The organism is Amycolatopsis aidingensis (genome assembly GCF_018885265.1).
Lineage (GTDB): Bacteria > Actinomycetota > Actinomycetes > Mycobacteriales > Pseudonocardiaceae > Amycolatopsis > Amycolatopsis aidingensis.
In genome coordinates this window covers 1,934,802-1,961,399 of record NZ_CP076538.1, presented here as the reverse complement: position 1 = coordinate 1,961,399, position 26,598 = coordinate 1,934,802, and the positions used below count along the sequence as shown (strand labels likewise).

General features: G+C 69.8%; 29 protein-coding genes. 13 read left to right on the top strand and 16 right to left on the bottom strand.

Features of this window, described 5'->3' with window-relative positions:
* Positions 1-127: 127 nt before the first annotated feature.
* From KOI47_RS09325 to KOI47_RS09285, 9 genes are all read right to left on the bottom strand, one after another.
* Positions 128-1,141, bottom strand: a complete 1,014-nt coding sequence (locus KOI47_RS09325; protein ID WP_216215586.1) for a pyridoxal-phosphate dependent enzyme — start codon at positions 1,139-1,141, stop codon at positions 128-130.
* Positions 1,054-2,049 carry a GHMP family kinase ATP-binding protein gene (locus KOI47_RS09320; protein ID WP_216215585.1) on the bottom strand — a complete coding sequence of 332 codons (996 nt, stop codon included), beginning with the start codon at positions 2,047-2,049 and terminating at the stop codon, positions 1,054-1,056. The genes KOI47_RS09325 and KOI47_RS09320 overlap by 88 nt, the downstream gene beginning before the upstream one ends.
* Positions 2,046-3,254: an MFS transporter gene (locus KOI47_RS09315; protein ID WP_232376641.1), complete on the bottom strand. Its 1,209-nt coding sequence runs from the start codon at positions 3,252-3,254 to the stop codon at positions 2,046-2,048. Before KOI47_RS09315 ends, KOI47_RS09320 begins: the two co-directional genes overlap by 4 nt.
* Positions 3,251-4,081, bottom strand: a complete 831-nt coding sequence (locus KOI47_RS09310) for a Rossmann-like domain-containing protein (protein WP_232376640.1) — start codon at positions 4,079-4,081, stop codon at positions 3,251-3,253. Before KOI47_RS09310 ends, KOI47_RS09315 begins: the two co-directional genes overlap by 4 nt.
* Before the next feature lie 22 nt (positions 4,082-4,103).
* Positions 4,104-5,087, bottom strand: coding sequence for an ABC transporter substrate-binding protein (locus KOI47_RS09305; protein ID WP_232376639.1), 984 nt, complete (start codon positions 5,085-5,087; stop codon positions 4,104-4,106).
* The gene (locus KOI47_RS09300) at positions 5,084-5,902 is read right to left on the bottom strand and encodes an ABC transporter ATP-binding protein (RefSeq protein ID WP_216215584.1); all 819 of its coding nucleotides are present in this window, start codon (positions 5,900-5,902) and stop codon (positions 5,084-5,086) included. Before KOI47_RS09300 ends, KOI47_RS09305 begins: the two co-directional genes overlap by 4 nt.
* A gap of 1 nt (position 5,903) precedes the next feature.
* Complete coding sequence (locus tag KOI47_RS09295) at positions 5,904-6,944, bottom strand: FecCD family ABC transporter permease (RefSeq protein WP_408629927.1); 1,041 nt, start codon at positions 6,942-6,944, stop codon at positions 5,904-5,906.
* Positions 6,945-7,012: 68 nt separating this feature from the next.
* Positions 7,013-7,558, bottom strand: a complete 546-nt coding sequence (locus KOI47_RS09290; RefSeq protein WP_216215583.1) for a hypothetical protein — start codon at positions 7,556-7,558, stop codon at positions 7,013-7,015.
* A 24-nt stretch (positions 7,559-7,582) separates the two neighbouring features.
* Positions 7,583-7,999: a hypothetical protein gene (locus KOI47_RS09285; RefSeq protein ID WP_216215582.1), complete on the bottom strand. Its 417-nt coding sequence runs from the start codon at positions 7,997-7,999 to the stop codon at positions 7,583-7,585.
* Between the two features lie 149 nt (positions 8,000-8,148).
* On the opposite strand from KOI47_RS09285, the gene KOI47_RS09280 reads away from it, so the two are divergent.
* The 9 genes from KOI47_RS09280 (at position 8,149) to KOI47_RS09240 (ending at position 14,575) form a co-directional block, all read left to right on the top strand.
* On the top strand, positions 8,149-9,009 hold the full coding sequence (locus KOI47_RS09280) for a helix-turn-helix domain-containing protein (protein ID WP_216215581.1): 861 nt from the start codon (positions 8,149-8,151) through the stop codon (positions 9,007-9,009).
* Positions 9,006-9,188, top strand: a complete 183-nt coding sequence (locus KOI47_RS09275; protein ID WP_216215580.1) for a DUF397 domain-containing protein — start codon at positions 9,006-9,008, stop codon at positions 9,186-9,188. The genes KOI47_RS09280 and KOI47_RS09275 overlap by 4 nt, the downstream gene beginning before the upstream one ends.
* Positions 9,189-9,279: 91 nt before the next feature.
* A complete protein-coding gene (locus KOI47_RS09270; protein ID WP_216215579.1) occupies positions 9,280-10,140 on the top strand; it encodes a DUF5753 domain-containing protein in 861 nt (286 codons plus the stop codon).
* A gap of 4 nt (positions 10,141-10,144) precedes the next feature.
* Positions 10,145-10,342 (top strand): DUF397 domain-containing protein, encoded by a 198-nt coding sequence (locus KOI47_RS09265; RefSeq protein WP_216215578.1) that lies wholly within the window; start codon positions 10,145-10,147, stop codon positions 10,340-10,342.
* A gap of 90 nt (positions 10,343-10,432) precedes the next feature.
* Complete coding sequence (locus KOI47_RS09260; RefSeq protein ID WP_232376637.1) at positions 10,433-11,224, top strand: ESX secretion-associated protein EspG; 792 nt, start codon at positions 10,433-10,435, stop codon at positions 11,222-11,224.
* Between the two features lie 62 nt (positions 11,225-11,286).
* Complete coding sequence (locus tag KOI47_RS09255; protein WP_216215577.1) at positions 11,287-11,739, top strand: hypothetical protein; 453 nt, start codon at positions 11,287-11,289, stop codon at positions 11,737-11,739.
* A gap of 18 nt (positions 11,740-11,757) precedes the next feature.
* Complete coding sequence (locus KOI47_RS09250) at positions 11,758-12,285, top strand: DUF3558 domain-containing protein (RefSeq protein ID WP_216215576.1); 528 nt, start codon at positions 11,758-11,760, stop codon at positions 12,283-12,285.
* A 296-nt stretch (positions 12,286-12,581) separates the two neighbouring features.
* Positions 12,582-13,067, top strand: coding sequence for a DUF3558 domain-containing protein (locus KOI47_RS09245; protein WP_216215575.1), 486 nt, complete (start codon positions 12,582-12,584; stop codon positions 13,065-13,067).
* A 17-nt stretch (positions 13,068-13,084) separates the two neighbouring features.
* Positions 13,085-14,575, top strand: coding sequence for a hypothetical protein (locus KOI47_RS09240; protein WP_216215574.1), 1,491 nt, complete (start codon positions 13,085-13,087; stop codon positions 14,573-14,575).
* A gap of 4 nt (positions 14,576-14,579) precedes the next feature.
* Here KOI47_RS09240 and KOI47_RS09235 read toward each other — a convergent pair whose 3' ends face one another.
* Complete coding sequence (locus KOI47_RS09235; RefSeq protein WP_216215573.1) at positions 14,580-15,815, bottom strand: APC family permease; 1,236 nt, start codon at positions 15,813-15,815, stop codon at positions 14,580-14,582.
* Between the two features lie 83 nt (positions 15,816-15,898).
* On the opposite strand from KOI47_RS09235, the gene KOI47_RS09230 reads away from it, so the two are divergent.
* A complete protein-coding gene (locus KOI47_RS09230; protein ID WP_216215572.1) occupies positions 15,899-16,207 on the top strand; it encodes a hypothetical protein in 309 nt (102 codons plus the stop codon).
* Here the strand turns inward: KOI47_RS09230 and KOI47_RS09225 are convergent.
* Positions 16,177-16,983, bottom strand: coding sequence for an SGNH/GDSL hydrolase family protein (locus tag KOI47_RS09225; protein ID WP_232376636.1), 807 nt, complete (start codon positions 16,981-16,983; stop codon positions 16,177-16,179). The genes KOI47_RS09230 and KOI47_RS09225 overlap by 31 nt on opposite strands.
* 260 nt (positions 16,984-17,243) lie before the next feature.
* On the opposite strand from KOI47_RS09225, the gene KOI47_RS09220 reads away from it, so the two are divergent.
* A complete protein-coding gene (locus KOI47_RS09220) occupies positions 17,244-18,812 on the top strand; it encodes a M14 family zinc carboxypeptidase (protein WP_216215571.1) in 1,569 nt (522 codons plus the stop codon).
* Here KOI47_RS09220 and KOI47_RS09215 read toward each other — a convergent pair.
* The 4 genes from KOI47_RS09215 to KOI47_RS09200 form a co-directional block, all read right to left on the bottom strand.
* The gene (locus tag KOI47_RS09215; protein WP_216215570.1) at positions 18,809-19,804 is read right to left on the bottom strand and encodes a LysR family transcriptional regulator; all 996 of its coding nucleotides are present in this window, start codon (positions 19,802-19,804) and stop codon (positions 18,809-18,811) included. The genes KOI47_RS09220 and KOI47_RS09215 overlap by 4 nt on opposite strands.
* A 107-nt stretch (positions 19,805-19,911) precedes the next feature.
* On the bottom strand, positions 19,912-21,099 hold the full coding sequence (locus tag KOI47_RS09210; protein ID WP_216215569.1) for a glycine C-acetyltransferase: 1,188 nt from the start codon (positions 21,097-21,099) through the stop codon (positions 19,912-19,914).
* The gene (gene tdh / locus KOI47_RS09205; protein ID WP_216215568.1) at positions 21,099-22,130 is read right to left on the bottom strand and encodes an L-threonine 3-dehydrogenase; all 1,032 of its coding nucleotides are present in this window, start codon (positions 22,128-22,130) and stop codon (positions 21,099-21,101) included. The genes KOI47_RS09210 and tdh overlap by 1 nt, the downstream gene beginning before the upstream one ends.
* A gap of 105 nt (positions 22,131-22,235) precedes the next feature.
* Positions 22,236-22,892 carry an endonuclease gene (locus KOI47_RS09200; RefSeq protein ID WP_216215567.1) on the bottom strand — a complete coding sequence of 219 codons (657 nt, stop codon included), beginning with the start codon at positions 22,890-22,892 and terminating at the stop codon, positions 22,236-22,238.
* Between the two features lie 49 nt (positions 22,893-22,941).
* Here KOI47_RS09200 and KOI47_RS09195 point away from each other — a divergent pair, with 49 nt between their 5' ends.
* Both KOI47_RS09195 and KOI47_RS09190 read left to right on the top strand, forming a co-directional pair.
* Complete coding sequence (locus KOI47_RS09195) at positions 22,942-23,769, top strand: PaaI family thioesterase (RefSeq protein WP_216215566.1); 828 nt, start codon at positions 22,942-22,944, stop codon at positions 23,767-23,769.
* 73 nt (positions 23,770-23,842) lie between these two features.
* Complete coding sequence (locus KOI47_RS09190; RefSeq protein ID WP_216215565.1) at positions 23,843-25,684, top strand: AMP-dependent synthetase/ligase; 1,842 nt, start codon at positions 23,843-23,845, stop codon at positions 25,682-25,684.
* A gap of 5 nt (positions 25,685-25,689) precedes the next feature.
* Here the strand turns inward: KOI47_RS09190 and KOI47_RS09185 are convergent, their stop codons facing one another.
* Entirely contained in the window at positions 25,690-26,574 is an 885-nt protein-coding gene (locus KOI47_RS09185) for an SDR family NAD(P)-dependent oxidoreductase (protein WP_216215564.1), read from the bottom strand.
* Positions 26,575-26,598: the final 24 nt, after the last annotated feature.

The following is a 26,598-nucleotide window of genomic DNA, read 5'->3' as shown; positions in this document are numbered from 1 at the left end:
GTTTGCCGTTCCCGCGCGCGAGTTTGCTCCCCACGCACGTGAGTTGGCCGCCCACGTCGCCGAGTTTGCTCCCCACGTAACCGAGTAGGCCGTTCCCGGCAGGGATCGCACGCCGTAACCGCGCCGATCAGGTGAAGGCGGCCGCGCGCGGCGCGGCGGCCCTGCCCCAGTGCATCCGGGACCACGGCAAGGCCAGTTCATCCACTGTGGACACGGTATGCGGGTCGAACTCCTCCACCCCGCGGGCTTCAGCATGCCGGGCGAAGACGGAGTCCACGTACCGGTGGCCGGTGTCCGCGGCGATGAACAGCACGGTCCGGTCCGGCGCGCGGTCGCGTTCCCAGCGCGCGGCGAGGTAGCCCGCGCCGGTGGACAGCCCGGCGAACACGGCGTGCCTGCGCAGCAAATCAACGCTCCCGGCCAGCGCCGCCTCGAAGCCGATCCAGTGGATGGCGTCGTACAGCTCGTGCGCGACGTTGCCGAACGGGATCGAGCTGCCGATCCCGGCGATGATGATCTCCGGATCGTGCACGTGCTCGCAGCCGAAGGTGATACTGCCGAAGGGCTGCACTCCGGCCAGCGCGACCGAGGGCGAGCGTTCCCGCAGGAACCGGGCCAGTGCGCCGGTGGAGGCCCCGGACCCGACCCCGCCCACCACGGTGAGCCGGTCGAGGTCCAGCTCCCGCTCGATCAGCTCCGCGGTGCTCCGGTAGCCGCGGTAATGGATATCGTCGTGGTACTGCCGCATCCAGTGGTAGTCCGGGTTCTCCCGCAGCAGCTCGCGAACCCGCCGCACCCTGCGGTCCTGGTCGAGCTTGAGATTCTTGGACGGCTCCATCTGCTCCAGCCGCGCGCCGAGCACGGCCAGCTGGGTACGCAGGGTGTGGTCGACGGTGGTGGAACCGACGATATGGCAGCGCAGCCCGTACCGGTGGGCGGCCAGCGCGAGCGCGTAGGCGTAGATCCCGCTGGAGCTGTCCAGCAGAGTGTCCCCAGGCCGCACGGTGCCCTCGGCGAGCAGGTGCCGGACCGCCGCGAGGGCGGAGACCACCTTCATTGTCTCGAACCGCAGGCAGACCAGGCCGTCCCCGGCACGGACCAGTTCCGGCTCGGCGATCGCGTCGGCGATGTGCTCGTGCATTCCCTTCCTCCCGCTCGCTCCGGACCGCTGCTGAATATCCGCGTGACGGTGATCCCGCTGGCACGCAGCGCCCGCACGCACTCGCGCACCCGTTCCCACAGCCGCGGAGCCGCCGGGTCGAAGAGCAGCCCGGCCACATTGCCGCTGTGCGCCACCTGCACCCCGGCGGCGCCACTGGCCGCCGCGATCTCCGCCAGCACCGGGAACTCCTCCTTGGCCAGCACCCGCTGGTTGTGCCACGCGCTCTCGGTGCTGACCCGCCCGAGCAGCGCCAGATCCGCGTTCGCGATGGCCCGGCGCAGTGCGGCCCTGAGTCCCTCGAAGGCCTCGACCTCCGCCGCGCCGTAGGAGACGGAAAGGGTCAGCGTGTCCACCGGCAGGCCACCACCGGTGGTGCAGCCGACCACCAGGGCACGGGGCAACGAATCGCCGAGGACCTCCAGCACCCTGGCCTCCCGCTGGGCGAACAGCAGTGGACGGTGTTCCAGCATCAGTGGGTCGCTCGCGCGCTCAGCACGCACGGCCAGATCAGCCACAGTGGACGGTGCGAGCCGGGTGCCGAAACTGGCCGCGACAGCGTGCACCGCCGCGATGATGTCACTGGTCGAGGACCCCATGCCCAGCCCGACCGGCACCTCGCTGTGCAGCCGCAGCCGCCCACCGCAGGGCCGGCGCCGGGCGCATGCGGCCACCGCGAGCCTCGCGGCCGCGGCGGCCTTGGTGCGATCGGCAGGCAGCACCTCGATCTCGTCCCATGGCGTGCCGGGCAGCCGGAGGAACTCGGCGCGGGTGCCGAGGTCGCGCATCGGCAGGGTGACCAGGCCGCGGCACACCGATCCGGCGCCGTCCCGGAAGGCGCCCTGCAGGATCTCGCCGTGGTGGCAGGGCGCGTATCCCGTTCCCCTCATGCGGCCGCGACGGGTCGGCCGCGCAGTACCAGCACCCCCGCGAGCAGCGCCACCAGGGTCAGCCCGCCGAACACCGCGGCGGTGCCGGGATAGCCGCCGAGGCCCAGCCCGAGGCCGCCGAGGCCGGCGCCCGCGAACACACCGAGGCTCATCCCGGCCGCGTTGATGCTCAGCGCGGACCCGCGCAGCGAGCCGCTGCGGTGCACCAGCAGGCTCACCACGCAGGCCGCCACGGTGGCGTGGGAAAGGCCGAGCACCGCGGTGAGCACCAGCGCCACCGGCAGCGCAGGCGAGAAGTAGAACCCGGTGATCGCGGCCAGCGCCACTACCAGCCCGGCCACCAGCACCAGCTCGATCCGGGTGCTGCTGCCCGCCGCGTTGATGAACCGTCCCACCAGCAGGTTGCCGATGAAGAAGGAGGCCCCGGACAGCGTCCACACGAACGCGAACACCTCGGGTGCGAGCGCGAACCGCTCGTCGTAGAACGCGGCGAGGTAGGCGAGATAGCCCATGAAGGCACTGGTACGCAGCGCGGCCACCAGCACCAGTGGCAGTGCCCCTGGCACCGCGGCCAGGGCGCGGAAGGAGGCGAGGTAGCCCAGCCGGGGCTGGTCCGGTTCGGGCCCGGCCTGCTCGCGCCTGCCGAGCAGGATCACCGCGAGCAGCACCGCGATGGCGCCGAGCGCGAGCAGGTCGCCCCGCCAGCCCCACAGCAGTGCCGGTAGTGCCACCACCGGGGCGGCCAGCATGGCGGTGAGCGACTGGGTGGCGGTGACCAGGGTGGCGGCGCGTCCGGCCGCGGCACCGGAGCCGTACCTGTCCGCGGCCGCCGCACCGAGCGCGGGGTTGAGCACCGCGGTGGCCGCGCCGATCAGCAGGCAGAACGCTGCCAGCGCGAGCAGGTCGCCCACCGCACCGAGCACTGAGGACAGTCCGAGCAGGATCAGTCCACCCGCCGCGGTCCATTCCCTTGGTACCCGGTCGATCAGCGGCGCGAGCGCGGTACCCACCAGCAGCGCGGCCAGCCCGCCGAGCCCGCGCAAGCTGCCCATCGTGGCCACGCTGGTCCCGGCCTCATCGGCGATCGGGACCAGGAAGGTGCTGAACACGGTGAACGGGACCAGCCCGACGGCTGAGGCCAGCAGCACCGGCCACAACGTCCGGACCATCCGCAGGTCGCCGGGAACGGGTTCGGTGGCGGTCATCCTTGCTCCTCCGCGGTCCCCGCACGGTAGCGGTACAGGGTCGTGGGTTCCGCGCTGAACTGGGAGAACGGGAACGGCTCCGCGGACACCGCGGTCACCCCGGAGCCGAGGAAGGCACGGGCCACGGCGCTGCCGGTCTGGGCGTAGACGACCAGCGGCAGGCCACGCTCCCTGCAGCGGCTCAGGATCCGGTCGAAGCTGCCGTTGCCAAGGGTCATCCCGGTCGCCACCACGGAGTCCGCGAGGTCGAGTACCTCGTCCATCGAGTCGGTGACCCGATCGCCCCACTGCGTGCTGCGCAGGTTGAGATCGCAGGGCAGGCAGTCGCCTCCCCGCTGCCGGATGGCATCGACCAGCGGGTTGACCACACCGATCAGCCCCACCTTTGCGCCGGGCCGGATGTCCAGCAGGCCGGCCACGGCGGCGTCCCGCGCCCTGGCCCGCACCTCGGGCGGGCCCGCGGGCAGCTCGACCCGCTCCGCGCCAGGCGCCTCCCGGTGCGGGTTCGTCTCGGCCAGGTAGGCGTCCAGTGCTGCGATCCGCAGCGCGGCGGGGCCGGACAGCAGCGAATCCACCGGTGCGCCGGAGTACTCCCGGCAGATCTCCGGCCCGAGCTCCCCCGCCTCGAAGGCGCAGGCGCCGAAGGAACCGCCGAGCCGAACCAGCACGTAGTGGTTGAGGTACGTGGTGTCGCCACCGGCGAGCCGGGTTCCGTGGTGCAGCCAGAACACGCTGGTTGCCACCAGTTCGGCCGGCGGTGGCCCGGCCATGCCGTGCAGCACCTCCGCCGCCAGCTCGCCGACCGTGCCGGGTACTTCGTGTGTCACGGTTTTTCCTTTCCGGGGCCGGTCAGCGCCCGATGGAACGCAGGTACTCGGCGAACTTCTCGGCGGCCTCGATGTTGCGCGGCCCGCTGACTGCCTCGCCGTAGTCCAGCACGTAGAACCGCTCGTTGCGCACCGCGGGCGACTCGGCCAGCGGCGGGAAGGACTTCAGGAAGGCGATCTTGTCCTCGACCGGCTGGTCCCCGTAGTCGATGACGGTGATCACCTCGGGTGCGGCGTCCACAACGGACTCCCAGCCGATGGTGGTCCAGCGCTCCTGCAGGTCGCCGACGATGTTGCGCCCGCCTGCCAGCGACACGATGACGTTCGGGGCGGTCTGCGCGCCGGAGGTGAACGGCTTGTCCGTGCCGGAGTCGTACACGAACACCCGCGCGGGTTCGCCTTCCGGCTGGTTGCGCCGCAGTGCGGCGGCCCTGGTCTTCAGGTCGGCGATGAGCCGTTCGGCCCTGTCCCCGACGCGGAAGATCTTCCCGAGCTGTTCCAGGTCGGTGTACAGCGCCTCCAGCGGTGGCACGGTGACCGGGTCGGTGCCGTAGTTGTAGCAGGTCTCGGTGTACATGTAGCTCTGGATGCCGACCTCGTCCAGCAGCGCGGGGGTGACGCCACGCTCCTCGCTGAACCCGGAGTGCCAGCCTGCCAGCACCCAGTCCGCCTTGGCGCCGATCACCACCTCCCTGCTGAGCACGTCGGTGCTGAGGGTTTCCACGGACTCGTAGTCCGCGCGATACGGCGAGCGGGACACCGGTCCCTCCGTTGTGGACGGCATGACGATGCCGCGCATGCGCTCGGCCAGCCCCAGCGCGAACATCCGCTCGGTGGCGCTCATGTCGTAGGCCACGGCACGTTGCGGGACCGGATATTCGATCGTCCGGCCGCAGTTCTCGATCGTCACCGTGTCCGGTCCCGGACCGTCCTCCGACGCGACCTCGGCGCCGCAGCCTGCCAGCAGCAGGCAACCGGTGAGGACGATGGGCATGGTGCGTTTCACTGTGCGGACCTCTCTGTCGATGGGCCTGTCGGTGAGTCTGCCGGGGACGGGTCGATGAGCTCGTAGAGCAGTTGCGGGGCGCCGGTGCCGGGGTGGGTCACCACAGAGGGGGTCACCCCGAACACCCGCCGGATCAGGTCCGGCCGCAGCACCTGGGCGGGTGGGCCCACCTCGACCAGGGCACCGGCCTCCAGCACCGCGAGCCGGTCACAGGTGGCGGCGGCAAGGTTCAGGTCGTGCAGCGCGACCAGGACGGTGAGCCCGCAGGTGCGCAGGAAGGACAGCAGGGCGACCTGGTGCCGCACGTCGAGGTGGTTGGTCGGCTCGTCCAGCACCAGCACCTGCGGCTCCTGCACCAGGGCGCGGGCGATCAGCACCCGCTGCCGCTCCCCACCGGAGAGGGACAGCACACCGCGGTCGGCGAGATGGCTGATGTCGGTGCGCCGCATGGCCTCCCGGCACAGTTCCCGCTCCCGCTCGTCCAGCGCGCCGCCCCCGCCCCGATGCGGGAAGCGCCCCAGCGCCACCACCTCCTCGACGGTGAAGTCGAGTTCGGTGTTGCTCTCCTGGGTCAGCGCGGCGATCGAGCGGGCGCTCTCCCGCAGTGAGCGGGTGGCCAGGTCGGTATCGTCCAGCAGCACGGCTCCGGTGGTGGGCCGCAACGCGCGGTAGACACACCGCAGGGCGGTGGACTTGCCGCTGCCGTTCGGGCCGACCAGGCCGATGACCTCGCCGTTTTCGGCCTTCAGGCTCAACTCGCGCAGCAGGGTGGCTCCGGCGATCTCCACGGAGACCGCGTCCAGGGTGAGTCGCACGTCAACGGCCTCCGAACAGATAACCGCGGCGGCGCATCAGGGTGACGAACACCGGGACGCCGACCAGTGCGGTGATCACGCCGAGCGGCAGTTCCCGCGGGGCGACCAGGGTGCGGGACACCAGGTCCACCCACACCAGAAAGATCGCGCCCGCGAACGGGGCGATGATCAGCACCCTGGTGTGGCTCGCGCCGATGAGGATGCGGACCAGATGCGGCATGACCAGGCCGACGAAACCGATGGCGCCGCTGACCGCGACCAGCGCGCCGGTCACCACGGCGGTGAGCAGGAACAGTCCCCGGCGCAGGGCGGCGGTGTCCACGCCGAGGCTGGCCGCGGTCTCGTCCCCCATGGCGAGCACGTCCAGCGACCGGCCCCTGCGCAGCAGCAGCACGATGGCCAGCCCGACCGCGATCGCCGCGATGGGAAGGGAACCCCAGGTGGCGCCGCCGAGGCTGCCCAGTAGCCAGAACAACACGGTGCGCGCCGCCTCGCCGAAGGGTGCGAAGAACACGATCACGCTCATCACGGCCTGGAAGCCGTAGGCGAGGGCGACGCCGGTGAGCACCAGGCGCAGCGGGCTGAGCCCGGCCCGGCTGCGCGCGGCGAGATACACCAGCACGGAGGCGAGCAGGGCGCCGAGGAAGGCCGCCGCGGACAGGGCGTACACGCCGAGCCCGGCGAACAGGCCGAAGGCCACCACCGCGCTGGCGCCAACCGAGGCTCCGGAGGAGACGCCGAGGATGAACGGGTCGGCCAGGGCGTTGCGCACCATGGCCTGCACCGCGACGCCGATCACACTCAGCCCGGCGCCGACCACCATGGCCAGCAGCACCCGCGGGGTGCGCACCTGCCAGATGATCGAGTACCCGGTGACCTCGGCCGGGTCGATGCTGCCCCCGGCGAGCGCAGCAGCGAGGTAGCGCAGGCTGTCGGCCACCGGGATCACGGTCGGCCCCAGCGTGATCGCCACGACCACCGAGACGCCGAGGATCGCCGACAGCAGACCGATGGTGAGGGCGAGTGCCCGGCGGGACGGCAACGGGCGCGCGGGGGCGCGGCTCTGCTGCAGGGTCACGCAAAGAGACTACAAATGAAAATCATTGTCGTCTATACTCGGTGACCCACGCCGCACCAGGCGGCCACGCCGCGGTCAACGTAGACCCGGAACCGGATCGTCAGCGGCGGCCCGGAACCGTCCGCGTAGGCGCCTTCGAACAGCAGGTGGTACCCCTCCTCCGGGTCCGCGGTGAGGTCGGCGAGCTGGAAGTGGGCCTTCCTCGGCCGGTTCGGGTCGGCAGGATCCAGCATCGGCAGGATGCGCAGCAGGTCGCTCCTGGCCGCGTCGCCCTGCTTACCGGTCTCGCAGACAGTCAGCAGCAGACCGTTCAGGTTCTTGTGGTTGAGGTTCGACTGCAGGCCACTCGCCAGCTTCTTGACCTTGTCGACTTCGGCTTCCGGGCGACCCACGGCGGAAGTTGAGACCACTGTGGACGGTGGTTCAGTCATCAGCCCGCTGGCGATCGGCCAGTGCGGTCCGGCGCCCGGCGCCTGCCCCGGTGCGAGCGCGTAGGTGAGCCCGATACCGAGCGCCACGGCGCCGCCGAGCACGAGCAGCAGCAACGGCCAGACCCTGGTGACCGATCGACGCTTCATTCAACCTCCTGGTTCGGCATGGGTTCATCGCGACCGCCCGAGCGCGTGCACGATGTCGATGTCTCGGCACAGCCCGCGGGTGTCCCATGGTGCGACCGCCCAGCGGACACCGGGGACCGGCGGTAACGGCACCGGCCCGGCGACCGGTCGCAGCCCGGCGGGAAGCGGGCAGGGGATACCGGTGCGGGCGGCGACGAAGACGAGTTCGTCCGGCTCGCCGTACCGCAGCAGTGCCGCCGCGGGCCTGCGCACCTCGTCCAACCGCGTGATCAGCTCCGGCGCCCGCCGCCAGCCGACCGCCAGCAGGCAGACCCCGCGCGAGGGCGCGAGGGCGACCGACCCCCCGGCGACCTCGACCGACCAGCCGTGCCCGCGATACCAGTCGAACAGGTAACCCGGCGACCCCGGCTCGGCCGTCGTGGCCGGAAGCGCATGGATCATGTCTTCACCTCAACTCGGTTTATCAACCTCGACAGGTAGCATCGGCTGGTTGATTAACCGAGTCAATGACACAATCGAGTGCCGGTGCCGACGCCGGGTGACCGCTAGCATTCGCGGAGTCTTCGGCAGCTACCGAGAAGGAGACCGCCTTGCCCTCGTCCCCAACCGTGGCCAGCTGGGACCTCGGGCAACGACTCCGCGAGAAGCGAGAGTTGGTGGGCCTGAAGGGGTCCGCTGTGGCCAAGCGGCTCGAACTGTCCGCACAGTTCCTCAGCGCGGCCGAGCACGGCAGGAAGAAGCTGCCCGTGGACAAGCTCGACGCGCTGATCAAGCTCTACGAGGTACCAGAGGACGAGGCCGCCGAGCTACGCACCCTGCGCGACGCCTCCGCGCAGCGCGGCTGGTGGACCCAGTTCACGGCGCTGTTCAGCGACGAGCTGCTGCGCCTGTTCGGCTTCGAGCACGGTGCCGAGTCGATCTGCGCCTTCGACAACGGCCTGATGAACGGGTTGCTGCAGACCGAGGACTACGCCCGCGCGATCATCGAGGCCGGTAGCCCGAACATCCGGCTGGCCGAGGTCGACCGCCGGGTGGAGGCCCGGATGATCCGGCAACGACGGCTGAGCGGCGCGGATCCGCTCCAGCTGACCGCAATCATGAGCGAGTCCACGATCCGCCAGCAGGTCGGCGGTCCCGTCGTGCTCGCGGCGCAGCTCGATCGCCTGCTGCGGCTCATCGAGGACCACCAGAACAACCTGGACGTCCGGATCGTGCCGTACACCGCGACCGGCCACCACGCGATGGGCGGCTCCTCGTTCAACCTGATGACGTTCCCCTCCGGCAAGGTCGCTACCCTGGTGTGGCAAGAAACGGTCACCTCCACCGAGCTCATCGCGGACCCGCTGATGGTCCGGGAGTACGGCCTTGCCTACGCGGAGATCGAGAAGGTCACGCTGGACCGGAAGGCGACCGTGGACCTGATAGCAAAGGTCGCGAGGGAGCTGAGATGACGGATAGGCACACTGGCTGGTTCAAGTCGTCGTTCAGTGCGAACAACTCCTCCTGCGTCGAGGCGCGTTTCGCTGGTCCCCGGGTGCAGCTCCGGGACAGCAAGCGCCGCACCGCCGGCCCGATCCTGGAGTTCGACCGCACCGCATGGACCGCCTTCCTGACCGAACTCGGTCGGTGAATTCACCAGCGTTATCCACCTAACGTGTAATGGCATCCCCGGTGCCGAGTGACTACTACTTGGTGGTGGCACCGGCAACAGAGGGGACGTCATGGCACCGTCATCACCCGTCGTCGCACGCTGGGATCTCGGCCTGCGGCTACGCGAGCGTCGTGAACTGCTCGGCCTCGCCGGTACCAGGGCGTCCAAGCTGATCGGCCTCTCCCCCACGTTCCTCAGCGACGTGGAGAGCGGGAAGAAGAACGTCCCCGAGGCCAAGCTAGGCCAGATCGCGGCAGCTTATGAGTTCAACGAGGATGAGACCGCCGAACTCGAAGAGCTACGCGAGGTGGCCCGACACCGCGGCTGGTGGTCCAAGTTCAGCGGCCTCTTCGCCCCCGAGGTCTTGCGGTTCTTCGGCCTCGAACACGGCGCGGAGACCATCCTGACCTTCAACAGCAGCCTCATCCATGGCTTGCTGCAGACGCGCGAGTACGCGCAGGCGATCATCGAGTCGGGCAGTCCCAACGCCCGGCTCGCCGAAGCGGGACGCCGGGTGGAGGCACGGCTAACCCGCCAACGGCGGCTGGGCGGCGACGATCCGCTGAGACTGATCACCGTACTGAGCGAGGCCGCCCTCCGGCAGCAGATCGGTGGCCCAGCGGTACTGCGCGGGCAGCTCCTGCACCTGGCTCAGCGGATCGAGGAGCACCCGGCCTCGCTGACCGTCCTGATCGTGCCGTTCGCGGCACCGGGGCACGATGCGCTGGACGGCAGCTTCCATGTGCTGAGCTTCCCCAAGCCGAACCTGCCCAGCGTCGCGTGGGTGGAAATGGTGACATCCATGCAGCTCATCGAAGACCCTGTGCAAGTAAAGGAGTACGACATCGCGCACGCCAGCGCCACCGACGTGGCCCTGAGCCGGGCCGACTCGCTCGAACTCATCAAACAGACCGCAAGAGACCTAGAATGACCCCATGCAGGCCCCTCGCCGCGAGACCCTTCAGTCCAGCTGGTTCAAGTCGAGCCACAGCAACAACGCCCACGGATGCGTTGAGGCCCGATTCGCCGGAAGGGTCGTCCAGGTCCGGGACAGCAAGCACCACTCCCCCAGCCCGACCTTGACCTTCGGCCGGACGGCCTGGGCCACCTTTCTGAGCGACCTTCGTCACTGACCGGCGAGCCGAGTGATCACCTGACAACCGTACGCTACCGTTGGCCGTCGTACCGTAGTGTTCGGTAGTGTCGGCGGTAGGGGGTTCGAGTTGGCGGCGTCGTTCAGCGCGCACCTGGAAGAACTGGACATCCTGGAAGAGGATCTGCGCCTCGGTCGCTGGGTGTATCCGTACGAGATCCCGTACGCCAGCCCTACCTTCACCGAACGGGCCGAGCAGCGCGCACGTACCTGGGAGCGATTGCGCGAGAGCGGCCTGGCGATCGGCGACAGCCTGCACCCCGAGGTCGAGGACCTGTTGCGAGCGTGGTCGTCGCCTCGGGTGCTGGTGACCCAGGTGGCCACCGTGACCGCGACCGACGTCCGATACCTGTATCGAGGTGGCTGGCAGGGCAAACTGGGCTTCATCTCGCAGCAGTCCGGCGACAGGCTGCTGTTCGAACGGCTCCGGCCGGAGCAGGTGGTGCCGGAGATGGTGTCCTTCCTGCCCGAGTGGCCCGCCCTCCGGCACAACCCAGCCACGATCCTGACCCCGGCGAGGACGGGGCACAGTGGCGAGGACGAGCTGCCGGTCACCGACGACAGTGAGGGTGTCGAGCGCAGCAACCGGAAGGCCATCGAGCATTTCTTCACCGCACCGATGCTGCGCTACGGGATCATCTCCTGCTCGGCCCGCGAGCCCGACACCCGCGCCCAACGCGGCCGCGAGCAGCAACTCGGCTCGCTGACCTGGTTCGACACCGACGACGGCCGCTTCTTCGCGGTCACCGAGCAGCTTCCCGACGGTGCGCAGCGGCAGACCTTCACCGGTGCGGACAACCGCCGCATCGCCCAATGGCTGCGCGAACGGCTCAGCGACGTCCTCGAAGTGGGGACGGGTTGAGCTCGCGTTGATACTCTAGGTGCGCGACCGACGACCAAGCCTTGAGCTCAGGGAGGGGCAGCATGGCGGAGGGCGACGCGGGCAACAGCTTCCTGCAGAGCATCATCGCTGGTGCCGACAGCGAGGCACAGGCCAAGGCCTTCGCCGAAGACGCCAAGGGCATGCTCGGCGAGGCCAAGGCAGGCAAGTGGGCAGTCAGCGAGGAGATGGGCCAAGCCTTCCTCTCCGCCGTAGACGAAGCCGAGATGCAAGTCGCCGGTGTAGGCTACCGAGTAGACCATCTTTGCAGGGCGCCCAAATTGGGCACCGACGAGTACGCGCAACAGGTCGCCCGGCACGTCCTCAACGCCCTGGACTCCGACGAACGTTCACTGGCTCCAGCTTTCAAGAGCTTCCAACAGGGTCTCGGCCACCTCAGGGAAGCTCTCGATATCGCGAAACGGAATTACAACGCAGCCGACGAAGAGGCTAACCAAGCTCTCGGCCCCTTCCTCGCCGCTACCGAGAGTCAATAGTTCATGTCACGAGGAATGATGCAGAAGCCGGTTACCTGGTTAGCCGCAGCAGCCACACTGCTGGTGGCCCTTGGCGGTTGTTCACAGGAAGAACAGGGGTCGCCGCAACCTGTTGAACCTACCAACAATGCCACCTCGGCACCCACAAACCAGCCTGGGGATGCACTGGCCAGTATGGATGCCTGTACGGTACTCGAAGAGCTACTGGCAGGTCAGGGATTCGGACCACTCGAAAGCAAGACCGCGCGTAACGAGTGTGGTGCTACGAAAATCAGGTATGGCGGCGTGGGTTTAGCCTTGGCCCCAACACAGAACCTAGCCGAGTTTGCAGCGACAACTCCAGGGGCAACCAGTTTTCAAATCAACGGCCGCGACGCCATGGAAGGCGAAGGCCAGGCGGGTAGCTGCCTGGTCGCCATGGCGGTTGGTGAGAAAGCTCGTGTCATGACCTCAATGAATGCCGTAGGTAGTTCAGGAATCGACGAATGTGCCGAAGCACGAAAATACGCCAAGCAGCTTGAACCGATGCTTCCGAAGGTGCAGTGAGCAGGGAGGGAGTGGCGATGTCGGAGGGATACACGCCTCGCTCCTACGAGTGCGAGGTGTACGCCGACGCCGCGCAGCAAGTCGCCAAACAGTATTCCACTGCCGAGGCCGAGCGGCTACTCTCCGGCGAGGAGTTCCACCAACCGCCCGCACCAACAGCTGATCTCCATCGTCAACGACACGGTCGACCAAGCTCCCAGCCTCTTCCTAGCAGGCAAGGAGGGTTGACCCGCCGCATGCCTATGTCGATCATAAAAAGAGCGGACACATGGACAATTTTCGCAGCATGTGCCGTTATGACCATCGCGGGTTGTTCTATCCAGAGCACGGGCAGTGCACAATCAGTCACAACGGGGAGAAACCAAGCGTCGAGCGTACCGTCAGCCGAAGCTCTGCACATATTCGACACCATGAACGCTTGCACAATGCTAGACGATATCCTGTCCGGACAAGGATTCAAACCTGGAGAAAACAAGACTGCTCGAAACGAGTGTCACGCCAGTAAAACCCAGTACGGCGCGGTCGCCATCGCGTTGGACCCGGTGCAGGGCATGGCGGAGTTTCGCAAGACGGACCCGAGCGCTGTCGAAACCCAGATCAACGGTCGCCCAGCCTTGCGCTCCTACCGTCCGGCTGACGCATGCGATATCGCCATGAAAGTCGCCGAAAATGCCAGGGCAATTATCGGAACCACGATAACCCAAGGATACGGTCGCGACGCATGCGCAGAAGCCAAGAAATACGCCAAGCAGCTTGAACCGATGCTTCCGAAGGTGCAGTGAGCAGGGAGGGAGTGGCGATGTCGGAGGGATACACGCCCCGGTCGTACGAGGGCGAGGTGTATGCCGACGCCGCGCACCACGGGGCACCAGGGGTGGGACGCGGCGCCGTGCCCGCGGACCCAGCTCATGCGCAGCAGGTCGCGGGTCAGTACTCCGCTGCCGAGGCCGACCGGCTGCTGGCCGGTCAGGAGTTCCGCTCCGGGCTCGATCCTTCCGACCACGACTACCGCAGCCGCCCGCACGAGCAGCTGATCTCCATGGTCAACGATGCGGTCGACCCGGCCAGCGTGGACGAGCAGGGCGTGATCGCCAACGACCTCGGCAACGCGCAGAAGCAACTCGCCGACTCCTTCCGCAAGGCCGCGGCCAAGGAGGAGGCCGAGTGGCAGGGCGAGGGGGCCGCCAAGGCGCACGCCTTCTTCGGGGCTCTCGCCGACTGGTCGGACGCCTCCGGGGAGGCCTCCTACCTGACCTCCAACCGCCTCTCCCAGCAGTCGGCCACGCTGATCCAGGCGAAGAACAACATGCCGGAACCGGCTGGCAGGTCGGTCGAGGAGTCGATGGCGCAGGCAAGCCAGCACGCCGAGAACGGCGACTGGGGCAAGCAACTCGGCGCGCTGGCGACCATGGAGCACCAGGCGCGCCTGCGGCAGGAGGCGCACGAGCAGGCCGCCGCCGTGGTGCAGGCACGGGACCAGGCGCTGTACAGCACCGGCTCCACTCAGCCGACCTTCTCCTCCGCCCCGCAGCCCGCCGACTCGACGGCGCCCTCCTCCGCCCCGATCGACAGCGGCACCCGGACCTCCGGCTTCGGCGGCGGCCCACCGGTCTCGACGCCGGGTGGTCCGGGTTCGCCGATGGGTGGTGGGCCGTACGAGCAGCCATCCGGACCACGTACCGGCGTGAGCCCGTCGCCGGGGGTCAGTAGTGGTGCGGGGCCGAACCCGCAGGTCAACAACCCGAACACCCAGCCAGGTCAGTGGGGCCGACCGGCGGCCAGCGGCGGCGGCAACATGGGCGGCGCCGTGGCGCCGGGCGGCGGCAGTGGTCTCGGCAGGCTCGGCAGCGAGACCACCCGCAACCGGCCGGGCCGCGGCTTCGGCTCGACCGGTCGTGGCGGGGGGTACGGCTCCGGCAGCGCGGGCAGCAGGGTGACCGGCGGCGGCACCGGCGGCGCTCCCCGTGGCGGTATGCCCGCGCCCCGCGGCGGCTCGCAGGGAACCCCGGCGGGTCCCGGGCGCGGCACCGGGGCCGGTGAGCCGGGCGCGCGTTCGGCCAACGAGTTCGCCCGCGGCGGCAGCAGCCAGGGCGGCGCCGGGGCACGCGGCGCGGGGGCCCCGATGGGCGCTGCCGGTGGTCGCGGCAACAAGGACGAGGACAAGGACCACAAGCGGGCCGAATACCTCCAGGAAGATGACCCGAACGAGTACTTCGGCACCGACGGCGTCGGCAAGACCGTGCCACCCGTCATCGGCGAGACCCGTTCCGGCGAACGTAAGGACCAGTGACCGGTCAGGCGCGGCGGGCACGCACCACGACCCGGCCACCGAGGCCGACCGCGAACACCAGGACGCCGGCCAGCACCGACTGCCACGGCAGGGTGGCGGCCAGCAGGAGGCAACCGCCGAGCCCGAACACCGGCAGCCACCGGGGCATCCGGCGCAACCCGGCGGGCAGGGTGAACGCCGAGGCGTTCGCGATGGCGTAGTACACCAGCACCCCGAACGACGAGAATCCGATGGCGCCGCGCAGGTCGAGCGTCAGCACCAGGGCACACACCACCAGCGCCAGCACCAGCTCGGCATGATGCGGCACCTGCCGCCGGGAGTTCACCGCGGCCAACCAGCCGGGCAGGTCGTGGTTGCGGGCCATGGCCAGCGTGGTGCGCCCGATTCCGGTGATCAGCGCCAGCAACGCGCCGAGGCTGGCCACGGCGGCTGCGATCCGCGCGGCGGGGGCCAGCCAGTCCATCCCGCCTGCCCGCACCGCATCGGCCAGCGGTGCGCGGGAACCCGCCAGCGCCTCCGGGCCGAGTACGAGCAGCAGGCCCACGGCGACCACGGCATACAGCACCAGCGCGGCCACCAGCGCGATGCTGATCGCGCGCGGGATCGTCCGGCCCGGATCGCGCACCTCCTCGCCCATGGTGGCGATCCGCGCGTAGCCCGCGAAGGCGAAGAACAGCAGGCCTGCGGCCTGGAGCAGGCCGGACACCCCGCCGGTCCACCCGCCGCCGAGAACCGCGGCATCCACCTGGCCGCCGCCGAACACCGCCACCAGTACCGCGGCGATACCCAGCAGGGTGATGGTCAGCAGCACCCTGGCCAGCCCGGCGGTCTTGGTGATGCCGAAATAGTTGACCGCGGTCAACGCGAGTACCGCAGCGGCGGCGAGCGGCCTGGCGATATCCGGCGCCGCATAGGCGGCGAAGGTGAGCGCCATGGCCGCGCAGGAGGCCGTCTTGCCGATCACGAAGCCCCAGCCCGCGGTGAAACCCCACCACGGGCCGAGCCGCTCCCTTCCGTACACATAGGTGCCACCGGAGACCGGGTACTGGGCGGCCAGCACGGCCGAGCTGCGAGCGTTGCAGTAGGCGACCGCCCCGGCGATGGCGAGGGCAGCCAGCAGGCCGGTCCCCGCGGCGGCGGAGGCGGGCGCGAAGGCGGCGAACACCCCGGCGCCGATCATCGACCCGAGTCCGATCACCACGGCGTCCGCCGTGCCCAGCCGCCGTGCCAGCAGTGCCATGGCGAACACCCTATCGACGGCGCAGCCGACGCCGGTGGCCTGCAGGGAAACACCAGCCGTCCCCCGGATATCCTGTCCGCGGGGTGAGGTTCGCCCCCTGCGGAAAGGGGGTCCGCGCGGTGTTTCTGGTCGATGCCGCAGGCTGGCTGAGCTGGATAGCGGCCTACCTGCTCGGGGCATACGCGATCCACCGGCACGGACGGTCGCGACTGCGGTACGCACTCGTGCTCATCGGGTTAGCGCTCGGGTTCATCGTCTACCTGGTCATCGCCTGGCGGTTCGGTCGGTGGCCGGTGCTGTACACGGGCCTTACCCTCACTGCCGGGTTCGCGGCGTTCCTCGCTGTCATGCCTTCCCGGAACTACCGGGAGGCAAGCAGGGCGGGCAGGTAGCCGCGGGCGTGGCCGGAGCGGTTGGGGTGGTAGGACTCGGTCAGCGGGGAGGTAAGCGGGTTGATCCAGGAATCGCTCGCGCATACTCCGTGCCCGGCGAACCGGTCGCGTACGTCCACATAGGTGAGTCCGGCCGCACTCGCTCGTTCCTCGATGATCCCCGCGAGCACGTCGGCGGCCTGGTTCAGCGCCACCCGCTTCGCCCGGCTCAGCCCGCCGGGGCAGGGGCCGGTTTCGAACAACCGCGGGTAGCCCAGCACCACGATCCGCGCCGCCTGCGCCCGCCCGGCGATCGCCGCATAGACCCGGTCCAGCCTGCCGGGCAGCTCGGTGCGCACGAACTCCTCGGCCCGGCTGGTCCGGCGCGCGCAGTCCCGGTCGCCGTACAGTACGCAGGTGGTCAGCACATCGACGAAGCCCGCGTCGTTACCGCCCACGGTCAGCGTCACCAGCCCGGTCTCCGGCCCGATGTCGGCCAGCATGCGCCGGGTCGCGACGGTAGCGGTCGTCGCACCGGAGCAGGCCAGGAACCGGAACTCCACCCCCGGGTGCCGGGCGGCCCACAGGGCGGGGTAAGCCTGGGGGCCACGGCGGCAGCCGTCACCGGCCGGATCGTAATGTCCGGTGCCGAGGCCGGAGGCGTAGGAGTCGCCAAGGGCCACGTACTCGCCAATGGTCGACGTGGCCGCGGCCTGCGGGGCCACGGCCACACCGGCGGCCAGCACGACAGCGGAGAGCAGCACCCGGATCCCGCGCACACCAACCTCCGATCGCAACCGGCCACCACAACCTGGCTACCAGCGCGGGCCTGGCGACAGAAGCCCGTTAACCCGGTCGTGTCGACTTGCGCTCATAGACGGCGCCTATGGCTCGTTCGGATGCCCCCGCTCCCCGTGCTATGACGCATAGTGCTTGCTAGCCGAGGTGACTGTGCCGGCTCATCGCCGCCAGGGCGGACGCCCTCGACCGCCCTGGCATCGGTGTGTCCGGGGCGGCACCTCGGCCCCCCTGCATACCCCGAAGGAGTGGCTGTTCGATGACGAAGAGAACCCTGTTCGCGCTGCTCGCAGCGCTCGCCCTCGGTGGGGCGCTGCTGGCCACACCCGAACGCACCGGGACGGCGGACGCCGCGCCCGGCACGACGGCCCCGGCCGACACCGCCGAGGGAGCGACCTACGTGTTCCGGGTCCCGATCGGCACCCCGGACCGCGCCCAGGAACTGCTCCGGCAGGGTTTCGATGTGCTGGAACAGCGCGAAGGTGACAATCTCTTCGTGCTCGGCGACGCCGCCACCCAACGGAAACTGCGCGCCGCCGGCTTCCGGGCCGAGGTCGACTCGGTGTTGCCGAAGCCGCAGTGGGAGCCGCCGCGCCAGCGCGACAGCAACGAGACCCGCAGCGCATCGGACATCAACGAGACCTACTACGGCGGCTACCCGACGGTGAACGCGCACTACGCGCATCTGGACAAGGTCGCTGCCGATCACCCGGACCTGGCCACCGTGGTGACCTACGGCCAGTCCTGGCGCAAGGCGAACGGCGACCCCCGCGGCTACGACCTGAAGGCCATCTGCATCACCAAGCGCACCGGAACGGACTGCCAGCAGCGCACCGACGCGCCGAAGCCGCGGTTCTTCGTGATGAGCCAGGTGCACGCGCGGGAGATCACCACCGGTGTGATGTCCTGGCGCTGGATCGACCACCTCACCGACGGCTACGCAGGCAACACCGAGATCAAGTCCCTTTTGGACACCACCGAGGTCTGGGTGGTGCCGATCGGGAACCCGGACGGGGTGGACATCGTCCAGCAGAACGGCAACTCCCCGCTGCTGCAACGCAAGAACGCCAACACCAGCAACGGCAACTGCAGCGGTACCCAGATCGGTATCGACCTGAACCGGAACAACAGCAGCCACTGGGGCGAGTCCGGCTCCTCCAGCTACCCCTGCGCGGAGACCTACCGCGGGCCGCACGCGGACTCCGAACTGGAGAACAGGGCGTTGCAGAACCTGTGGACCAAGCTCTACCCGGACCGCAGGGACGGCGGTCCCAGCAACCCCGCGCCCGCCGACACCAAGGGCGTCATGCTCAGCATGCACAGCTACAGCGACATGGTGCTGTTCCCATGGGCCTACGCCAACGTGCGCACCGGCAACGACAGCAGCCTGCGCTCGATGGCGCGGGATATGGCGAACATGATGGGCTACCGGTACGGGCAAGCGCCGGAGATCCTCTACTCCGCCTCCGGTGGCCACGACGACTGGACCTACGACAAGCTCGGCGTCGCCTCGTTCACCTTCGAGGTCGGCCCGGCCTCCGGTTCCTGCGGCGGGTTCCTGCCCCGCTACGGCTGCCAGGACGGGTTCTGGAACGAGGTCCGGCCCGCGCTGATGTATGCCGCGAAGAAGGCCAAGGCACCCTACGGTGGCGGCTCGGACCCGGGTGACCCACCGGACTGCTCGACCGAAGCCTGGCAGTCGGGCCAGCTGTACCACCCGCGTTCGGTGGTCAGCCACGACGGCTCGGAGTGGCGCTCCACCTGGTATGCCTGGCCGGGCGACGAGCCGGGTGTCGCGAGCGTCTGGGAACGTATCGGGTCCTGCTAGTACCCCGACCCTGCCTCGCCCCGCCGGACCACAGCGGCGGGGCGAGGCCTGCCGGGTGCGGCTCGGTCACCGCCCGCACCATGCAGCCGGGTCGGTACTTCCTCCGCCGCCGCGCGCAGGGCCAGCCCGACGGCGGAAACCAGCGGATGCTCCTCGCGGCCCCGCCGGACCGCGGCGAACACCCGCCGGGTCGGCGTCTCCCCAGCCACCGGCAGCACCCGCGCCGGGTCGGTCGCGCCCAGGGCGGTGCGCGGGATCAGCGCGACCCCGGCTCCGGCTGTCACCAGCGCCGCCTCCGCGTCGAAGTCGTCCGAGGTCTGCGTGATCCGCGGCGCGAAACCCGCGGCCTCGCAGGACAGCAGCACCAGATCCCGGCAGGGGTTGCCGGGCAGCGGCGCGATCCAGTCCTCCTCGGCGAGGTCGGCCAGCCGCACCGACCCGCCCGCGATCGCCGGGTGGCCGGGCGGTAGCACCGCGTAGAACGGCTCGGCGTACAGCGGGACGCGGCTGAGCCTGCGGTCGTGCTCGCCGGGAGTGGCCCGGTACTGCACGGTCACCGCGATATCGATCTCGCCGTCCAGCAGCAACGGCAGGCTCTGCTGCCCCTCGGCATCCCGCACGTGTACCCGCAGGTCCGGAGTGGACTCCCGGAGCGCGGCGATCGCCGGGGCGACCACCTGCGTGATGGCCGAGGCGAAGGCGGCGACCTCCACCCGCCCGAGCACGCCCGAGGCATGCGCGGCCAGCCTGGCCTCGGCGTGCTCCAACTCGGCGAGCACCGCGTTGGCGTGTTCGACCAGCAACTCACCCGCCGAGGTCAGCCACACCCGCCTGCCCTTGCGGCGCAACAGTTCCTGCCCGACCTCAGCTTCCAGCGCGGCCAGTTGCTGGGACACCGCGGACGGGCTCAGGTGCAGCGCGTTGCCCGCGGCGGTCACCGTGCCGTGGTCCGCCAGTGCGCGCAGCACCTTCAGCCGTCTGGGATCGATCACCCAGCCATCCTCGCCCAGAGAGCCCTGAACGTGGCGATCGGGGCGTCAGACGTCGCGAACGGCACTTTTGAGACGCTCAGCGTCGCGAAAGCCACGTTCACGGCATTTCAGCCGGCGAGCTGCTTGCGGGCGGCCACGAAGGCGTCCACCGCGCGGTTGACGTCCTCCGTGGAATGGGCGGCGGACATCTGGGTACGGATCCTGGCCTTGCCGTGCGGTACCACCGGGTAGGAGAAACCGATCACGTACACGCCCTGCTCGAGCAGCTTCTCGGCCAGCCGGGCGGCCTCGGCGGCGTCGCCGATCATCACCGGGATGATCGGGTGCTCACCGGGCAGCAGGTCGAAGCCCTCCTCGGTCATCCGCCTGCGGAACAGCTCGCTGTTGGCCCGCAGCCGCTCCAGCAGCTCACCCGAGGAGTCCAGCAGGTCCAGCGCGGCCAACGCGCTCGCGGTGATGGCAGGCGCCAGGGAGTTGGAGAACAGGTACGGGCGGGAGCGCTGGCGCAGCATCTCGACGATCTCCGCGCGCGCGGACACGTACCCACCGCTGGCCCCGCCGAGGGCCTTGCCGAGGGTGCCGGTGTTGATGTCCACCCGGTCGGTGACCCCGAACAGCTCCGGGGTACCACGGCCGGTCGGGCCCATGAAGCCCACCGCATGCGAGTCGTCCACCATGACCAGGGCGTCGTACTTCTCGGCGAGCGTGCAGATCTCGTCCAGTGGGGCGAGATAGCCGTCCATCGAGAACACCCCGTCGGTGGCGATCAACCGGTAGCGCGCGTCCGCGGCCTCCGCCAGCTTCTGTTCCAGGTCGGCCATGTCCCGGTTGCGGTAGCGGGAACGCCGCGCCTTGCACAGCCGGATCCCGTCGATGATCGAGGCGTGGTTCAGCTCGTCGGAGATCACCGCGTCCTGCTCGCCGAGCAGGGTCTCGAACAGGCCGCCGTTGGCGTCGAAGCAGGAGCTGTACAGGATGGTGTCCTCAGTGCCGAGGAACTCCGAAAGCCTGGCCTCCAGCCGCTTGTGCGGCTCCTGGGTGCCGCAGATGAACCGCACCGAGGCCATCCCGAAGCCCCAGTGGTCCAGCGCCTCCTTGGCGGCCGCGGTCAGCGCCGGGTGGTCGGCGAGGCCGAGGTAGTTGTTCGCGCAGAAGTTGAGCACACCCGGCTGGTCCGCGCCCACCCGCACCTTGGCGCTCTGCGGGCTGCCGAGCACCCGCTCCGCCTTGTACAGCCCGGCGTCCCTGATCTCGCCGAGTTCCGCCCGCAGGTTGTCGCGCATCGCGCCGAACATCAGTTCTCCGTCCAGTCCAGGATGACCTTGCCGCAGTTGCTGCCCCGCGCCGTGTCGAACGCGGTCTCGTGCTCGGTGTAGGGGAACTTGTGGGTGATCACCGGGGAGAGGTCCAGCCCGCCCTGCAGCAGCACCGACATCGAGTACCAGGTCTCGAACATCTCCCTGCCGTAGATGCCCTTGATGGTGAGCATCTTGAGCACCACCGCGCTCCAGTCGACGGCGATCTCCTCGGCGGGAAGGCCGAGCATGGCGATCCGGCCGCCGTGCGTCATACAGGAGATCATCTCGCGCAGCGCGGAGGGCTGGCCGGACATCTCCATCCCCACGTCGAAGCCCTCGGACATGCGCAGCTCCTCGTACACCTCGCCGATCCGCGCCCCGCGCACGTCCAGCGCGAGATCCACGCCGATCTTGCGGGCGAGGTCGAGCCGGTGCTCGCTGACATCGGTGACCACCACATGCCGGGCTCCCGCGTGCCGGGCGACCGCGGCCGCCATCAGGCCGATCGGGCCCGCGCCGGTGATCAGCACGTCCTCCCCCACCACCGGGAAGGACAACGCGGTGTGCACCGCGTTGCCGAAGGGGTCGAAGATGGCGGCCACGTCCAGGTCCACCTCGTGCTCGTGCACCCAGGTGTTCCGCTCCGGCAGCACGGCGTACTCGGCGAAGGCGCCGTTGGTGTGCACCCCCAGCCCGATGGTGTTCGCGCACAGGTGGCACCGGCCCGCCATGCAGTTGCGGCAGGTGCCGCACACCAGGTGGCCCTCCCCGCTGACCAGGTCACCGGCCTTGACCTTGGTGACCGCGGAGCCCACCTGCACGACCTCGCCGACGAACTCATGGCCCAGCGTCAGCGGCGCCTGGATGGTCCGGGCCGCCCAGTCGTCCCAGGCGTCGATGTGCAGGTCGGTGCCGCAGATCCCGGTGCGCAGCACCCGGACGAGGACGTCCCCGGGCCCGGGTCGCGGGTCCGGTACCTCGGTGAGTTCCAGGCCGGGTCCGGGCGCGGCCTTGACCAGAGCCTTCACGTTCCTCCGATGTCGCGGGGGTCACAGCTGTCCGGAACGCCAAGTCTGGTCCGTCGTCGCTGTGCAGTCCATCTGGAGTTTCTGCACTGCGTTGTTAGCTTAGCTTCACTGGTCGAGAATCCTGCCGGGCAGGCCCTTGTCCAGGGTGACCCGGATGAGTGCGGCAGTCAGCCGGGCGAGGTCCTCCCCTTCCACCAGCGTGGCCAGCTTCTCGGCCTCGGTGGGCAGGCCGAGACGCTCGGCGCCCTTGGCGGCCTTGCGGTCCAGGTACGGGCGCAGTTCCGGCCACACCAGCTGGGCCTCCCGGCAGAAGATCTCGGCGCCGACCGGACCCAGCTTCGGCACCTGCTTCAGCAGCCTGCGCAGAGTCGCCGGATCACCGTCCGCGCGCTCCCGCATCCGCCGCAGGTCACCGCGGTACTCCTCGCGCAGCAGCTGGGCACCCTCGCCCAGCGCGGTGGCCGTGCTCTCGTCGTAGCGCACGTAGTGGCCCCTGCCGAGCGCGTCCACCCGTTGCTGCCAGGTCGCCGCCAGCATTCGTTGCGGCGTGCCGAACCCGGCGGCCTGCAACTCCCTGGCCGCCGCCACCGCGATCTGCGCCTTGATCCGGGTGGACAGCAGTACCGACAGCACGAGCAGCTGGTACAGCGGCGCGGGCTTGTCCGCCAGCCTGATCCCGGCCTCGTCCGCATACGTCCTGCCTGCCACCTCCAGCAGGCGCTTGACAGTGCGCTTGGTGTCGTGCTTGGTGTCCGTTGTCATCACCGTCTGATTACCCGAAACGGGGCGGCGCGAACCAGGGGGACGGGGAATGTGCACGGACGAGCTTCGGGACCGGCTCGGCGGGGATCCCTTCGCCACCGACCTCGGCGTGCGCGCCGAGCACCTCGGCGCGGACGAGTGCCGCCTCACGCTTCCCCAGCACGAACGGTTGACCGGCTGGGGCGTGCTGCACGGCGGCGCGATCGCCGCGCTGGCGGCCCTGTCCGCACGGACCCTCACCGCAGGGAACCGGACGAGCACGGTCTCCCTGCATGTCGCCTACACCCGGGCAGGCAGGGAGGGCCCGTTCCCGGTGCGGACTCACCGGATGCGCGCGGCGCGGGAACTCGGCTTCTTCGAGACCCGGATCGCCGACGGACGCGGCAGGGACATCGCGCACGCCTCGGCCACGGTGGCCGAGCGGCAGGCGAGCCCCGCGATCGTGGGCCCCGCCCCACAGGCACCCAGCGGCGATCCGTCCGGGCTGAACGCCGCGGTCGCCGAACTGCCCTACCTGCGGCGGCGAGCGGTCGAGGTCACCGGGGCGGACGAAGGCCGGGTGGAGTTCGGGATGCCGGCAATCGAGCGGAACCTGGACGCCGAGGGGCGGATGCACGAGGGTGCCGCGCTCACCCTGATCGATGTGGCCGGGGCGACCTGCCCGTGGACGGTGCACACCCCGCGTGCCGGACTGCGCGGGGCCACCGTGGCGCTGCACGCGCAGATCCTCGGACCGCTGCCGGGTGCGGAACTACGCGCCAGGGCCAGGATCCTCGCCGAGGGCGAAGGAATGACCTGGTGCGAGGTCGCCGTGCTGGACCACGCGGAGCGGATCAGCGCCCTTGGCACCGTGATCTACCGGATCAGCGCAGGCTGAATAACGGGCGAAACGCTGTCTCGTTGGCCAGGTGTGACGTAGGTTACCCAGAACCTGACGCTAGGAGGCCCGCGTGACCAGCCAGCTTTCCGTCGCCGACCGTACCGAGGGCAAGACCATCCCCAGCCTGCTGCGCCGCAACGCCGCGGAGCACGGGGACCTGCCCGCGCTCACCTCGCTGGATGCGGCGGACCTTCCCACGCTGAGCTGGGCCCGGCTACGGGAGGAGATCGCCGCCGTGGCGCGCGGCCTCGCCGACCTCGGGCTCCGCGCGGGCCAGCGGATGCTGATCATGGCGAGCAGCCGCCCCGAGCATTTCGTCGCCGACCTCGCGGCCGTCCACCTGGCTGCCATCCCGTGCACGGCCTACTCCACGCTCAGCAGCGAGCAGATCGCCTTCGTGGCGCGGCACAGCGCGGCCCCGATCGCGGTGCTGGAAGGCCAGGGGGAGCTGGACCGTTGGCTACCGGTGCTGGACGAGCTGCCCGCACTGACCCGGGTCGTGGTGCTGGATGAGGCCGCGCTGCCCGCGGGGGACGACCGGTTCGTCAGCCTCGCCGCCGTGCGTGAACAGGGCCGTGAGCTGCACGCGGCCGATCCCGAGGTGTTCGAGCGGACGGCCGGGGGCATCGCGCCGGACGACCCGCTCTCGATGATCTACACCTCCGGCACCACCGGGGATCCCAAGGGGGTCGTGCTCACCCACCGCAACGCGATCCATGAGGCGCTCGCCATCCAGCAGGTGCACCAGCTGCCCTCACACCTGCGCAACATCGCCTACCTGCCGCTGGCCCATATCGCCGAGCGGGAGCTGTCGGTTTACCTGCCGATCGTCACCTGCGGGCACGTGCACACCCTTGCCGACCCGACTGCGGTGGTCGGCGCGCTCACCAGGGTGCGGCCGCAGAGCTTCTTCGGCGTGCCCAGGGTCTGGGAGAAGATGGTCGCGGGGATGAAGAACATGCTCGCGCAGGCCCCGGAAGACCGGCGCGCCGCGCTGGAGGCGGCCAACGAGCTGCTGCAACAGGGCTACCGGCTACGGAACGAGCGCAAGGAGGTACCGGCCGACCTTGCCGAACGGATCGCCGAGGCCGACCGCACGGTGCTGGCGCCGGTGCGGCAGCTGCTCGGGCTGGACGAGTTGCTGATCGCCTCCAGCGGCGCCGCCGCCCTGCCGCTGGAGGTGCTGTACTTCCTCGCCGGCCTCGGGGTCGAGATCCAGGAGGTCTGGGGGCTGTCGGAGACCACCGGCGCGGTCACGGCCAACACCGCCGCCGCGTTCAAGGCCGGCACGGTGGGCAGGCCGCTCGCCGATCTCGAGGTGCGCACCGCCGAGGACGGGGAGCTGCTGGTACGCGGCCCGATCGTGTTCGCGGGCTATCTCGGCGCGGACGGCACGATCGAGCCGGCCACCGATGCCGATGGCTGGCTGGCCACCGGCGATATCGGCGCGATCGACGACGAGGGCTACGTCACGATCACCGACCGGAAGAAGGAACTGATCATCACCTCCGGCGGGAAGAACATCGCCCCGACCCGGATCGAGGGGCTGCTGAAGGAGCACCCGCTGATCGGGCAGGCGGTCGCCATCGGGGACGACCGGCCGTACGTGACGGCGCTGCTCGTGCTGGACGACGAGATCGCCCCTGCCTGGGCGGCCGCACGGGACATCGAGGGCGCGGACGTGACCGCGCTCGCCGAGCACCCCGCGATCCGGGCCGAGATCGACCGCGCGGTGCAGGCGGCCAACGACCGCCTGGCCAGGGTGGAGCAGGTCAAGCGGTACCACCTGCTGCCGAAAACCTGGACCCCGGAGACCGGGGAGGTCACCCCGACGCTCAAACTCAAGCGCCGGGTCATCGCCGAGCGCTACCGGCCGGATATCGAGTCGCTGTACGAAGCCGCACGGACCTAGGTTGTTCAGGCCGCGCCCTCGGTCCACTTCCGCAGCCGGGGCGGCACCCGCTTCTCCAGCCCGTAGGGCTCGAGGTGCGCGCTGAACACCTCGTCGAAGGCCTGCCGGATGCTGTCGGTGTCCCACACCGCCCGCTCCAGGATCGGCGCCTTGAGGAAGGGCTGGCCGACCAGATGCAGCTGGGGTCCGTTGCACCGGATCAGCTGGCCGGTGATGCCGTCCGAGCTGTCCCCGAGCAGGTAGAGCACCAGCGGCGCGATCCGGGAGGGCGTGCGCTCCGGCGGGCAGTTGCGCAGCGACCGCTCCGACTTCCAGACCATCCTGGTGTGCGCGAGCGGGCACACCGCGTTGACTCGGATCCCGGCCTCCTCGAGATCCAGCGCCCAGGAGTAGGTCAGCGAAGCCACGGCGCCCTTACTCGCCGCATAGGTGCCGAGCTTGCGCTGACCGAGCGAGGCCCCGGAGGACACGTTCACGATCGAGCCGCCCCCACCGTGCTCGACCATGGCCCTGGCCGCCGCCGTGCCGGTGTAGATCACCCCGAGCACGTTCACCTCGATCAGCTCCCGTACCTGCTCCGGATCCTCCTGCCACGGTGACGCTTCGTAGTTCACTCCTGCGTTGTTGACCAGTCCACTGATCGTGCCGTATTCGCGTACACACAGGTCGACGATGGCTTGCGCCCGCGTGGGATCGGTCACGGTGTCCGCGCTCGCCACGGCGCGTCCGCCATGCGCGCGGATGTTCTCCGCCGTACGTTCGGCCAGGTCGGCGTCGATATCGTTGACCACGACCGCCGCACCGGCCTGGGCCAGATGTATAGCGAACGCCTCGCCGAGCCCACGCCCGGCACCGGTCACCACCACCGCCTTGCCTTCCAGCATGTCCATTGCTCTCTCCCCACTGGCCAGCCC

Coding starts and splice junctions, on each gene's coding strand:
- KOI47_RS09285 (WP_216215582.1), bottom strand. CDS start 7,999: ATGATCCATGCGCTTCCGGCCACGACGGCCGAGCCGGGGTCGCCGGGT.
- KOI47_RS09245 (WP_216215575.1), top strand. CDS start 12,582: ATGACCATCGCGGGTTGTTCTATCCAGAGCACGGGCAGTGCACAATCA.
- KOI47_RS09200 (WP_216215567.1), bottom strand. CDS start 22,892: ATGACAACGGACACCAAGCACGACACCAAGCGCACTGTCAAGCGCCTG.
- KOI47_RS09195 (WP_216215566.1), top strand. CDS start 22,942: ATGTGCACGGACGAGCTTCGGGACCGGCTCGGCGGGGATCCCTTCGCC.
- KOI47_RS09220 (WP_216215571.1), top strand. CDS start 17,244: ATGACGAAGAGAACCCTGTTCGCGCTGCTCGCAGCGCTCGCCCTCGGT.
- KOI47_RS09325 (WP_216215586.1), bottom strand. CDS start 1,141: ATGCACGAGCACATCGCCGACGCGATCGCCGAGCCGGAACTGGTCCGT.
- KOI47_RS09185 (WP_216215564.1), bottom strand. CDS start 26,574: ATGGACATGCTGGAAGGCAAGGCGGTGGTGGTGACCGGTGCCGGGCGT.
- KOI47_RS09275 (WP_216215580.1), top strand. CDS start 9,006: ATGACGGATAGGCACACTGGCTGGTTCAAGTCGTCGTTCAGTGCGAAC.
- KOI47_RS09290 (WP_216215583.1), bottom strand. CDS start 7,558: ATGAAGCGTCGATCGGTCACCAGGGTCTGGCCGTTGCTGCTGCTCGTG.
- KOI47_RS09315 (WP_232376641.1), bottom strand. CDS start 3,254: ATGACCGCCACCGAACCCGTTCCCGGCGACCTGCGGATGGTCCGGACG.
- KOI47_RS09250 (WP_216215576.1), top strand. CDS start 11,758: ATGCAGAAGCCGGTTACCTGGTTAGCCGCAGCAGCCACACTGCTGGTG.
- KOI47_RS09255 (WP_216215577.1), top strand. CDS start 11,287: ATGGCGGAGGGCGACGCGGGCAACAGCTTCCTGCAGAGCATCATCGCT.
- KOI47_RS09320 (WP_216215585.1), bottom strand. CDS start 2,049: ATGAGGGGAACGGGATACGCGCCCTGCCACCACGGCGAGATCCTGCAG.
- KOI47_RS09210 (WP_216215569.1), bottom strand. CDS start 21,099: ATGTTCGGCGCGATGCGCGACAACCTGCGGGCGGAACTCGGCGAGATC.
- KOI47_RS09235 (WP_216215573.1), bottom strand. CDS start 15,815: ATGGCACTGCTGGCACGGCGGCTGGGCACGGCGGACGCCGTGGTGATC.
- KOI47_RS09270 (WP_216215579.1), top strand. CDS start 9,280: ATGGCACCGTCATCACCCGTCGTCGCACGCTGGGATCTCGGCCTGCGG.
- KOI47_RS09265 (WP_216215578.1), top strand. CDS start 10,145: ATGCAGGCCCCTCGCCGCGAGACCCTTCAGTCCAGCTGGTTCAAGTCG.
- KOI47_RS09240 (WP_216215574.1), top strand. CDS start 13,085: ATGTCGGAGGGATACACGCCCCGGTCGTACGAGGGCGAGGTGTATGCC.